This is a genomic window from Catellatospora paridis (assembly GCF_009720365.1).
Lineage (GTDB): Bacteria > Actinomycetota > Actinomycetes > Mycobacteriales > Micromonosporaceae > Catellatospora > Catellatospora paridis.
Genome location: NZ_ML769313.1, coordinates 190,633 through 202,151, shown reverse-complemented (window position 1 = coordinate 202,151; position 11,519 = coordinate 190,633). Strand labels below are relative to the sequence as shown.

Annotated in this window: 8 protein-coding genes; 3 read left to right on the top strand and 5 right to left on the bottom strand. The window is 73.0% G+C overall.

The genetic code is table 11. The annotated features are described in order from the left end of the window. Window positions 1–60: 60 nt before the first annotated feature. The 4 genes from F9C41_RS05835 to F9C41_RS05820 all read right to left on the bottom strand — a co-directional run bounded on the left by F9C41_RS05835 (window position 61) and on the right by F9C41_RS05820 (window position 4,638). Window positions 61–1,035 carry a substrate-binding domain-containing protein gene (locus tag F9C41_RS05835; RefSeq protein WP_155385634.1) on the bottom strand — a complete coding sequence of 325 codons (975 nt, stop codon included), beginning with the start codon at window positions 1,033–1,035 and terminating at the stop codon, window positions 61–63. Between the two features lie 92 nt (window positions 1,036–1,127). Beyond that, window positions 1,128–2,144: an ABC transporter permease gene (locus tag F9C41_RS05830; protein WP_155385633.1), complete on the bottom strand. Its 1,017-nt coding sequence runs from the start codon at window positions 2,142–2,144 to the stop codon at window positions 1,128–1,130. Continuing rightward, the gene (locus tag F9C41_RS05825) at window positions 2,141–3,103 is read right to left on the bottom strand and encodes an ABC transporter permease (protein ID WP_155385632.1); all 963 of its coding nucleotides are present in this window, start codon (window positions 3,101–3,103) and stop codon (window positions 2,141–2,143) included. Before F9C41_RS05825 ends, F9C41_RS05830 begins: the two co-directional genes overlap by 4 nt. Continuing rightward, the gene (locus tag F9C41_RS05820; protein WP_155385631.1) at window positions 3,100–4,638 is read right to left on the bottom strand and encodes a sugar ABC transporter ATP-binding protein; all 1,539 of its coding nucleotides are present in this window, start codon (window positions 4,636–4,638) and stop codon (window positions 3,100–3,102) included. Before F9C41_RS05820 ends, F9C41_RS05825 begins: the two co-directional genes overlap by 4 nt. Before the next feature lie 245 nt (window positions 4,639–4,883). Between F9C41_RS05820 and F9C41_RS05815 the strand changes: the two genes are divergently transcribed. Then, window positions 4,884–5,906 (top strand): LacI family DNA-binding transcriptional regulator, encoded by a 1,023-nt coding sequence (locus F9C41_RS05815; protein WP_155385630.1) that lies wholly within the window; start codon window positions 4,884–4,886, stop codon window positions 5,904–5,906. Between the two features lie 33 nt (window positions 5,907–5,939). On the opposite strand, the gene F9C41_RS05810 is transcribed toward F9C41_RS05815, so the two are convergent. Next, window positions 5,940–6,290, bottom strand: a complete 351-nt coding sequence (locus F9C41_RS05810; protein ID WP_155385629.1) for a nuclear transport factor 2 family protein — start codon at window positions 6,288–6,290, stop codon at window positions 5,940–5,942. Between the two features lie 115 nt (window positions 6,291–6,405). Between F9C41_RS05810 and F9C41_RS05805 the strand changes: the two genes are divergently transcribed. Then, window positions 6,406–9,465, top strand: a complete 3,060-nt coding sequence (locus F9C41_RS05805; RefSeq protein ID WP_230689341.1) for an AfsR/SARP family transcriptional regulator — start codon at window positions 6,406–6,408, stop codon at window positions 9,463–9,465. A gap of 99 nt (window positions 9,466–9,564) precedes the next feature. Further along, window positions 9,565–11,187: a bifunctional 3-(3-hydroxy-phenyl)propionate/3-hydroxycinnamic acid hydroxylase MhpA gene (gene mhpA / locus F9C41_RS05800; protein WP_155385628.1), complete on the top strand. Its 1,623-nt coding sequence runs from the start codon at window positions 9,565–9,567 to the stop codon at window positions 11,185–11,187. Window positions 11,188–11,519 lie beyond the last annotated feature (332 nt).

Here is an 11,519-nt window from a genome sequence, read left to right as displayed (position 1 = left end):
GCGATGAATGCCAGGCAGGGTGGGGCGGGCGGCGCCGAAACGCGCCACCCGCCCAGGGCGTCACTTGACCGTGTCGACGTTCTCCTTGGAGATCAGCTGCACGGGGTTGTAGACCTCACGCTCGGCCGCGTTGTCGAAGGTGAGGGCGGTCTTGGCCAGGGCCTGGTCGGCGAGCTTGACGGTCAGCGCGCCCATCGCGGCCGGGTCCTGCGCGACGGTGGCGGCCAGGCCGTTGGCCTTGATGGCGGTGATCGCCTCGGGGTCGGCGTTGAAGCCGACGGTCACGATGTCCTTGACGGGGTCCTTGCCCGCGTCCTTGACGGCGTTGGCGGCGGCCACGCCCATCGGGTCGTTGCAGGAGAACACCCCGGTGACGTCGGGGTTCTTGGCCAGGATGTCCTTCATGACCTTGTAACCCTCCTCCGCCTTGGAGTTGCCCGACAGCTCGGCGACAACCTTGAAGCCCAGCTTCTCGATCTCGGCCTTGAACCCGGCGTTGCGGCGCGCGGCGTAGACCGCCGACGGCTCACAGGTGATCGAGGCGACGTTCTTGCCGGTCTTGCCGTTGGCGGCGATCTGCTTGGCCATGAACTCGGCGGCGAGCTTGCCGCCGCCGGCGTTGTCGGAGATGACGATCGCGTCGTACGGTGCACCGCCGCCGCCGATGTCGTCGACGATCACCGGCACGCCCTTGGCCTTGGCCTTGGCGATGATCGGGCCGAGTGCGCTGGGCTTGAACGGGCTGATGATGAGCACGTCGACGCCGGAGTCGATGAGCGCCTGCGCGCCGGTGACCATCTCGTTCTCGTCGCTCTTCTCGTCGTGCAGCTTGAACTCCCAGCCCTTGGCCGTGGCGGCCTCGCGGGTGCCCTTCTCCATCTTCTGGAAGAACTCGTACTGCATGTCGTACACGGAGAAGCCGACGACGACCTTGTCGGAGCCGTTCTGGTTGTCGGACGGCGCGTTCGAATCCGAACAGCCCGCCGTGACCAGCGCGCCCGCCACGGCGAGCGAAACAAGGATCCTGCTCTTCACGGATACCCCTTCCCTGGGGAGGTGGACGGTGCAGGGAGGTAAATCGTTTCAATTCCTTGGTGCACGTGACGCCGGGAGCCTCACGTCGTGGTTCACCGGGCAGGGCCCGGCTGGGGTGTTCGACCGCCGGACAGCGCCCGCCGCAGCGAACCGGGCGCGGCGAACCGGGTCCGCAGCCCGTCGATGGTCAGCGCGACGATCAGCACGCCGCCGAGCACGATGCGCTGGTATGCCGACGGGACGCCCTCGCTGACGAGCATGTCGTTGAGCACGCTGATCAGCAGCACCGCGGAGAACGTGCCGATCAGCGTGGCCTTGCCGCCCTTGAGGCTGGTGCCGCCGAGCACCACGGCCGCGATCACCTTCAGCTCGAACCCGTCCTGGGCCGAGCCGTCCGCCGTCCACACCCGGGTGATGTAGGTCAGCGTGGCGATGCCGACACTCACCCCGACCAGGGCGAAGACGAAGAGCCGGAGCCGGTTCGCCGAGATGCCGCAGAACCTCGCCGCCTCGGGGGAGGATCCGTAGGCGAGCACCCGGCGTCCGGTCGCGGTGCGCCGCAACAGCAGCCATGCCGCCGCGAACACGCCGACCATGATGACGAACGGCACCGGCACGCCCGCCACGTTGAGCCCGCCGATCTTCACGAACGGGGAGCCGATCTGGTCGTACGGCAGGGTCTTCGGCCCGTCCTGGGTGAGGATGTAGGACAGGCCGCGGAACACGAACAGCGTGCCGAGCGTGGCCACGAACGGGGGCACGCTCAGCCGGGTGATCAGGCTCGCGTTGAGCAGGCCGCAGGCCAGCCCGGTGGCCAGGGCCGCCACGATCGCCAGGACGGTGCCCCCGGCGGCGAAGCCGATCAGCGACACCACGCTGCACAGCGCCAGCTGCCCGCCGACGGACAGGTCGAACGCCCCGCTGGCGACGGCGAACGTCATACCGGCCGCGACAATGCCGAGGTAGGCGCTCTCGCGCAGCACCGACTGCGCGTTGTCCAGGCTGAAGAAGTCGGGCGTCAGCACCGGGGCCACCGCCAGCAGCAGCACCAGGATCGCGGTGATCCCCCAGGTGTCCCAGAGGGACCCGAGCGAGGTCGAGCTCTTCATCGGGCGGCCTCCGGCACCGGGACGGGCAAGGTTCGGGCCTCCGCGCGGCGGATGCCCCTGATCGCGAGCGCGGCGATGAGCAGGAGTCCGACGCTGATGCGCTGGTATGCCGGTGGCGTGTTGAGCAGGTTGAGCCCGTTGCGGATCGTCTCGATCAGCACCGCGCCCAGCACGGTGCCCACGATCGACGCCCGGCCGCCGAGCAGGGCGGTGCCGCCGATGACGACGACCGTGATCGCGTCGAGTTCGAAGCCCATGCCGAGCTGGCCGTTGCCCTTCTGCAGCTGGCTGGAGATGAGCAGGCCCCAGCCCGCCCCGGCGACGCCGACCAGGACGTAGACGGCGATGCGGACGCGGTCGACGGGCAGGCCGGACACGCGGGCGGCCTCCCGGTTGGAGCCGATGGCGCAGACCCAGCGGCCGAACCGGGTCCGGTTCATGGCCCACCAGCCGGCGGCGGTCGCGACGACGGCCAGCACGATGGGCATCGGCACCCCGAGCGGCCGACCGCCGACGAGGTACTTCAGCGCGGCGGAGCTGACGATCTGGTCGTGGCCGCCGGAGTAGGCCAGCGACAGCCCGCGCACGATGACCAGTGTCGCCAGTGTCGCGATGAACGGGGTGACGCCGAGTTTCGTGATGACCAGGCCGTTGGCCAGTCCGATCGCCGCGCCGACGAGCAGTGCGATGCCCATAGCCACCGGCGCGGGCTGGCCTGCGATGATGGCGCTGCAGCACACGACCCCGGCCAGGGAGACCGTCGAGCCGATCGACAGGTCGAACTCCCCCATGGCGAGGCAGAACGTCATGGCCAGGCCGGGCACGGCCACGATGGCCGCGGCGACGAGCACGTTCTCGATGTTCGCGCCGGTCAGGAAGCTGTCGGTGGCGACCGCGAGCACGACGACGGTGCCGAGCAGCGGCAGCAGCAGGGGCGCCCGGCGCAGCACGGCGGTCATCCGGACACCGTCGCGGAGAAGACGCGCTGCCCGGTGGTGGCGCACCGCATGACGTTCTCCTCGGTGCGGTCGTCTCCGGTCAGGTGGCCGACGATCCGACCGGCGGCGAGCACGTAGACGCGGTCGCTGATGCCGAGCAGTTCGGGCAGGTCGCTGGAGATCATGACCACGCCGGCTCCGTCCGCGGTGATCTCGTTGATGAGGTGGTGGATCTCGACCTTGGCGCCGATGTCGACGCCCCGGGTGGGCTCGTTGAGGATCAGCAGCCGCCCGCCCGGCGCGAGGGCGCGTCCGAACAGGACCTTCTGCTGGTTTCCGCCGGACAGCTGGCCGATGAGCTGGTCCGGGCCGGTGGTGCGGATGGCCAGGCGCTTGCGGAAGGTGTCGAACACGCCGAGTTCGCCCGCGGGCGACAGCAGCCGGCCGAACAGGCCTCGCACCTTGTCCAGTACGGAGACGGTCAGGTTGTGGCGCACGCTGAGGTCCGGCAGGATCCCGGCCGCCTTGCGGTCCTCGTGCAGGAAGCCGATCCCTGCCTTCATCGCGTCGTCCGGTCCCTTGGGCCGGTAGTCCGCGCCGGACAGCAGCATCCGGCCCGACTTGACCGGCAGCGCACCGAAGATCACCTGGGACAGCTCGGGCTGCCCCGCCCCGGCGACGCCACCGATGCCGACGATCTCACCGGCCCGTACGACGATCGACACGTCGCGCAGCTGCCGTCCGGCGCTGACCTGGTCGAGTTCCAGCACGACGTCCCCGCCCGCGACGTCGTCGCGGTGGAACATCGCCGACACGTCGCGTCCGACCATGAGCCGGACGAGTTCGTCGGGGCTGGTGTCGGCCAGCGCGGTGGTGCGCACGTGACGGCCGTCGCGCAGCACGGTCACCCGGTCTGCCACGGCGAACACCTCGTCGAGGCGGTGGCTGACGTAGACGACGCTGCGGCCCTCCGCGCGCAGCCTCCGGACGACGTCGAGCAGCCGGGTCACCTCGTCGGCCGACAGGGCGGCGGTCGGCTCGTCCATGACGATGATGCGCCCGCCGACCGACAGGGCCTTGGCGATCTCGACGAGCTGCTGCTCCGAGACGGTCAGGCTGCTCACGGGAGCGGTCGGGTCGATGCGCACACCGAGCGTCGCGAACAGTTCCGCGGCCCGGCGGTTGATCTCGGCGTAGCGGATGCCGCGGTGGAAGCGGTGGAACGGCTCGCGTCCGGAGAACACGTTCTCGGCCACGGTGAGGTCGGGGTAGAGATTGAACTCCTGGTAGATGACGGCTATGCCGGCATGGGTCGCGTCGGCGGGGCGACGCGGACGGTAGGGCCGCTCGGCGAGGCCGATCGTGCCCGCGCTGGGCTGGTGCAGGCCGCCGAGCACTTTGAGCAGGGTGGACTTGCCTGCCCCGTTCTCGCCGACGAGCGCGTGGACCTCGCCGGCAGCGACGTCGAAGTGCACGCCGTCCAGCGCGCGTACGCCGGGGAACTCGACCGTCAGCCCGTCGACCCGCAGCAACGCCGGGGTGCTGCTGTCTGCCACCGCGCACCTCCGTCCCTTCGGCACCCAGGGTTCAAGGTCATATTGAATCGTTTTTCATATCGAGTGCGACGTACGCTACGATCCGGTGGCAGACCTGTCAATACTTTGATGCCTGGCCGTTACGGGAGTGCGCTTTCCGCCGCGCGAGGTTCGTCCGATGTGGGTTGACACGTTTCATTTCGGGCGTACGCTGAAGCCCGCTCCGGACCTGGGGCTGCCCGCATCCACGTGCGCCAGGAGGAGCCATGGCGACCGTCAGCATCAAAGAGGTCGCCCACCGCGCACGCGTCTCGGTCGGCACGGTGAGCAATGTGCTCAACGGCCGCGCCACCGTCGCCGCCGCGACCCGCCGCCGCGTGCTCGACGCGATCGCCGAACTCGGCTACGTCCGCAACGACTCGGCCCGCCAACTCCGGGCCGGACGCAGCCGGACGGTGGCGATGGTCGCCCTCGACCTGGCCAACCCCTTCTTCACCGACGTGATGCGCGGCGCAGAGATCGCCGCCGAGCACGGCGGCGTCAACGTCATGGTCTTCAACAGCGGCGAAGACCCCCGGCGCGAACGGCGCCACCTCGACCTGCTCAGCCAGCAGCGGGTCCTCGGCGTGCTGATCACCCCCGTGGACGAGACCCACGATGCGCACCTGGACGGGCTGGTCGAGCGCGGCATCCCGGTCGTCCTCGTCGACCGCGGATCCAGCAGCTTCCACCGCTGCTCGGTCGCCGTCGACGACGTCCTCGGCGGCCGACTCGCCGGGGACCACCTGCGCGGGCAGGGCCATCACCGGATCGCCTTCGCCGGCGGGCCGTTCTCGCTCCGCCAGGTCGCCGACCGGCACGCCGGCCTGACCGCCGCGCTGGGCGACGGACCACCGCCCCGGCTGGTGACCACCTCGAACCTCAGCGTCGCCGCGGGACGCAACGCCGGTCGCGAGATCGCCGACCTGCCCGCCGATGCCCGCCCGACCGCGGTGTTCTGCGCCAACGACCTGATCGCCCTCGGCGTCCTGCAGGAGATGACCACCCGGGGAGTCCGGGTGCCGCACGACGTCGCGATCGTCGGCTACGACGACATCGAGTTCGCCGCCGCCGCAGCGGTGCCGCTGTCGTCGGTGCGCCAACCACGCGAGCAACTCGGTCGCGCTGCCGCCCAACTGCTGCTGGAGGAAGTCAACGAGCCGGACACCCACCAGCACCGCCACGTCGTCTTCCGCCCCGAACTCGTCGTACGCCGATCCAGCTCACCATCGACCCGTACCACCACGTGACCAGGTACGACCCGGAGGGCGAGGCGTTCTGCGTCAGCCGGCCTGGCCATCCTCGTCGAACACCACCGTGAGTTCCGCGACCGATCCCCGGAACCAGCGAACGGTCATGCTGCCCGTACCACCCGAATCCCAGCGGAAGAGCGCGCTCGCGGTGTCCGGCGCGAGGGTGCGGACCGAGGTCACGGTGATCGTGTCGACTGGCGGCCGCTCGCGGTACGCCTCGGCGATCGCCTCGCGCCCGACATAAGGGCCGACCGGAACGCCGACGAACGCCATGACGGCGTCGTCGGCGAACGTCGCCGAGAAGTCCGTCCAGCCTCCGCCGCGGACAGCGGCGTTGAACGAGTCGATGTGGGTGCGGAGAGCGTCGTCGGGTTCGGTCACGCGAAACACCTCCTGGCGTGGCGGAAGACTCCCATCCCCCCGATCCTCCCCGATCGGCACCGGGCTTGCAGCTCGCGCTGGCTCACTAAGATGGCGCCGTGGACACCGCAGCCTCATGATCCAGTTCGATGCCGCGACGGGGCTGAGCATGGGCGTGCTCGGGCGGCTCGAGGTCCGGCGGGCGGGCAGCCCGGTCACCGTCGCCAGCCCGAAGCAGCGTGCGCTGCTCACCCTGCTGCTGATCCGCTCCGACCGGTTCGCCACCGTCGACTGGCTGACCGACGCGCTGTGGGACGGTGCGCCGCCGCCCAGCGCCGAGACCACCCTGCGCACCCACGTCGCGGGGCTGCGCCGCGCGCTGGAACCGGATCGCGCACCGGGCACCGCGCCCGCGACATTGCGCAGCAAGGACGGCGGCTACCTGCTCGACGTGGACGCAGACGCCGTCGACCACGTCCGCTTCGCGGCCCTCACCCGGCAGGCCGCGACCGCGCACGCCACGGGCGACGCGGCCGCTGCCGAGCGCGACTACAGCGCGGCGCTGCGGCTCTGGCGGGGCGAGCCGCTGCCGGACGTCGCTGACCTCGCCGCCGCGCAGCCCGACCTGACCCGCCTGCACGGACAGCGGGTGCAGGCCGAGGAGGGACGGCTCACCGCGGCCGTGGACGCCGGCGGGCACCTGCGGGTCCTGGCCGAACTGCAGGCGTTCACGGCCGCCCACCCGCTGCGCGAGGACGCGCGCGCCCAGCTGATGCTCGCGCTGTACCGCTGCGGCCGCCAGGCCGACGCCCTCGCGGTGTTCACCGACACGCACCGGCTGCTGTCCGGGGAGTACGGATTGGACCCCGGGGAGCGGCTGCGCGCCGTACACAGGGCGATCCTGGCGCAGGACCCGGCACTGGACGGACCGCGCGGCGTGATCCGGCCGTCGGCTGCCGAGCCCGCCGCGCAGCCGCTGCCGGGCCGCGCCGTCGAGCTGGACACCCTCGTCGCCGCCGTAGCCGGGGCGGTCGGCGGCGCGGGCCGGGTCGCGCTCGTGGCCGGCGAGGCCGGGATCGGCAAGACCACCCTGGTCGCGCGGGCCGCGGCAGCGGCCTCGGAGGGCGGAACGCCGGTCGTGCGGGCGCGCTGCCCCGCGGTGGGCCAGGCCCCGCCGTTCTGGATCTGGATCCAGGTCGTCGGCGAGCTGGCCGGGGCGCCGGGCACGGGGGACGCCGCGTTGGCCGCGCTGGGCGCGAGCGCCCCTGACGACACCATCGGCGCCGACCCCGCCGCACGGTTTCGGCTGTACGAAGCCGTCGCGCGGCTGATCGGGGCCGCCGCCCGCGAACGCGGCCTGCTGGTGCTGCTCGACGACCTGCACGCCGCCGACCCCGACTCGCTCCTGCTGCTGCGCTACCTGTCCGGTGCGCTCGCCTCGACGCGCGCGCTGGTGCTGGCCACCACGCGGCCCTACCAGCACGATCCCGGACTGCTCGCCACCACCGCGGAACTGGCCCGCACGCCCGGCTACACCCGCGTCGACCTGACCGGCCTGGACGAGGCCGCGATCGCGACCCTGGTACGCCGGGAGACCGGCGCGGACCCGGCTCCGGACGAGATCGCGGCCCTGCTCGGGCGGACCGGCGGCAACCCGTTCTTCGTCACCGAGCTGCTGCGCCACGGCGGTACGGGCGAGCTGCCGCCGACCATCCGGGACACGCTGTGCCTGCGGCTGGACGCGGTCCCCGCGCCGACCCGGCAATGCCTGGACGTGCTCGCCGTCGCCGGTCACGGCCTGCCGCTGCGGGTGCTGGCCGACGTGCTCGGGCGGCCCGCGCCGTCGGTGGCCGAGGAGCTGCTGCCGGCGTACGCGGCCCGGCTGGTCGCCGAGGAGGCCCCCGGCCGGGCCGGGTTCGCGCACCCGCTGTTCGCCGAGGTCGGCTACGCGACGCTGAGCCCGCCGCGGCGCGCGGTGCTGCACGCGCGGCTCGCGGGCGCGCACGAGCGGCTGGGCGGTGCCGCGCCCGCCGAGATCGCCTACCACTACGGTCGTTGCGCCGGGCTGGGCCGCGACGACGACCACCTGCGCTGGCTGCTGCGCGCGGCCGACGACGCCACCCGGCGGCTGGCCTACGAGGACGCGCTGGCCCATCTCGACCTGGCTGCCGACCGGCTGGCGGGCAGCGCCGACGCGGCCGCCGAGGAGCTGGCCGTGCACCTGCGGCGGGCGGCGCTGCTGCAGGTCACCGTCGGCATCGGCAGCGACGCCGTGGACCGGGCCTGCGTACGCGCGCGTGAGCTGCTCGGCCTCGTCCCGGCGGGCGCGGACCTGGCCTCGGCGCGCTGGGTGCTCGGCGAGCTGGCCGCGAACCGGGCCGAGTACGGCATCTGCCTGGAGCTGGCCGAGCCGCTGGCCGCCGACGCCGATCAGCTGACCCGCGCGGCCGGCTCCTACCTGCTCGGCGCGGCATGCTACTTCCTGGGTCGGCTGGCCGAGGCGGAGCAGCACCTGAGCACCTCAGCGGAGCTGCTGTCCGGGATGGACCCGCGGGTGCTCGGCCCGGAGGTGGCGCGGCGGCCGGCGCTGGCCGCGTACAACTTCCGGGCCCTGGTCCGGTCGCTGCGCGGCGAGCGGGCCGCCGCCGACGCCGATCTCGCCGCCGCGGCGGACCTGGCGGAGCGGCTCGACGACCCCTACGGCCGGGCCAACGCGCGCCTGTACGCCGCCTGGCTGGAGCTGCAGGAGCTGGACGCGCAGGCCGGGCACGCCGCGGCGCTGCGCTTCCGGGAGCTGGGCCTGGCGCACGGGATGCCGCACTTCGTCACCACGGCCGAGGTGTTCGCGGCGTGGGCCGCGGTGTACGCCGGGGATGCCGCGCAGCGGCCGCGGATGCGCGCGGCCTACGAGGCGCTGTACCGGCTGGGGCTGCGCGCCACGCGTACGGTCACGCTCAGCGCGATGGCCAACGCGCACCTGGCCGTCGGCGACCTCGACGGCGCAGCCGCCCTGGCCGCGGAGGGCCTGGCCGTGGCGGAGCGGACCGGCGAACGGGTGGTGCTCGCCGAGCTGCTGCGGGTGCGCGCGGTCGCGACGGGCGACCGGGCCGGGCTGCCCGCGGCCGCCGCCGTCGCCGCGCAGCAGGGCGCCCGGCTGCTCGCGGCACGGGTGGCCGCGTCCGCCGCGCAGGCATAGCGGCCGCGCGGAGGAGCGACCTCCACGCGGATTCCACGCCGCCTCCACGCGTGGCTGGTCCCCTGGACAGGCACCGATCCCCCACGTGAAGGAGCCAACGTGTCCACCCCAGCGAACCCCACCGACGTCGACGTGCTGATCGTCGGGTGCGGGCCGGTCGGCGCGCTCACCGCCAACCTGCTCGGCCGTCGTGGTGTCAGCACCCTGGTCGTGGAGCGCAGCCGTGATCCGCACGGCCAGCCCCGCGCCTTCTCCTGCGACGACGAGGCGCTGCGCATCTACCAGCAGGCCGGGCTGCTGGCCGAGGTGTCGGCCGGGATGCGCACCGCGCCGCTGGTCGACTACACCGACGGCGCGGGCCGGCCGTTCGCCGAGATCGCACTGTCCGAGGTCGACTTCGGGCTCGGGCACCCGCCGCTGCAGTTCTTCGACCAGCCCCGCCTGGAGCACGCGCTGCGCGCGGGCCTGGACCGGTTCCCGCACGTGGCATTGCGCCTGGGCGTCGAGCTGGAGGGGCTGCACGCCGACGACGGCGGCGTGACCGCCCGGATCCGCGACCTCGGCACCGGCCTGACGCAGGAGGTGCGCGCCCGCTATGTGCTGGGCTGCGACGGGGCGCGCAGCAGCACCCGGGCGCTGGCGGGCATCGGGCTGCGCGGGTCCACGTACGAGGAGCCGTGGCTGGCCGTCTCCGGTGACCTGCCGCCGGACGCGGTGCGGCTGGACCGGACCCGGTTCGTGTGCGACTGGCGGCGGCCGGCGTTCGTGTCCCCGGCCGCCGACGGCGGCTACCGGCTGGAGTTCATGCTCCGACCTGGGGAGACGGCCGAGCGGTTGGAGCAGCCCGCGGCGGTGGCGGAGCTGGTCGCGCCGTACGTCGACCCGGACCGGTTCCAGGTCCGCCGCGCGGCCGTGTACACGTTCAACCACCTGGTCGCCGACCGGTGGCGGGCGGGACGGGTGTTCCTGCTGGGCGACGCCGCGCACCAGATGCCGCCGTTCATGGGCCAGGGGCTGTGCAGCGGGCTGCGTGACGCCGCCAACCTGGTCTGGAAGCTGGACCTGGTGCTGGCGGGGCTGGCCGGGCCGGACCTGCTCGACACGTACGAGCAGGAGCGCCGCCCGCACACCGAGGAGATGGCGGCGATCACGGTGCGGGTGGGGCGGGTGTTCCTGGCCCGGAGCCGGGCCGGTGCGAAGCTGCGCGACACGCTGCTGCGCGGCGTGCAGCTGGTGCCGCGGGTGCGCCGCTTCGTGCGGCGTTTCGAGTTCAAGCCGCTGCCGGTGCACCGCCGCGGCTGGCACGTCGGGGGCCGCCCGGCGGGGACGATGTTCCCCCAGCCGCGGGTCGGCGTGCCCGGCGCGACCGGCCCGGTGCCGCTGGACGAGGTGCTGGGCGGTGGCTTCGTGCTGATCGGACCGGAGGTGGGCCCGGCCGTCGCCGCCCAGGCGCACTGGCGCGGCCTGCCGGTGCGGTTCGTGCGGGTCTGCCCTACCGGGACGGCCCCGACGATCGCGGACGGGAACTACTGCGAGGTGGCCGACGTGGACGGACGTCTGACCGCCTGGTTCACCCGGCACTGCGCGGGCATGGCCGTGCTACGCCCGGACCGGTTCGTCTACGGCACGGCCCAGGGCTCCACCGCAGAGCTGGGCCGCACGCTGGCCCAGGCCTTGCGGGCGGACATGCGTCCGGCGGCGTCAGCACCGCGCGTCGGCTGACGGAGACACGTGTGGCCGGGCGGCACAGCTCGCCCGGCCCTACGTCGAGTCTTACGCAAGCGTCGAATGGTCACCTGACGCTCGGAGCGCGGGACGCCCGCGCCCTGATCAGGCTCCGGCGGACCGGAGCGGTCAGAACGGGGCCTGGTCCTCGCCCATCAGTGCCAGGACGGTGTTCTTGGAACCGCCCTTGCGGCCCTGGACGACCACCTTGCCGGAGCGGCCGTCGGGCATCTCCAGGGTCAGGGCCATGCCCACCGGGATCTCTACGCCGGCGGAGTCGGTCGCGACCCGGAAGTCGCCCGCCCACGGCCGAAGGCCACCCTTACGCC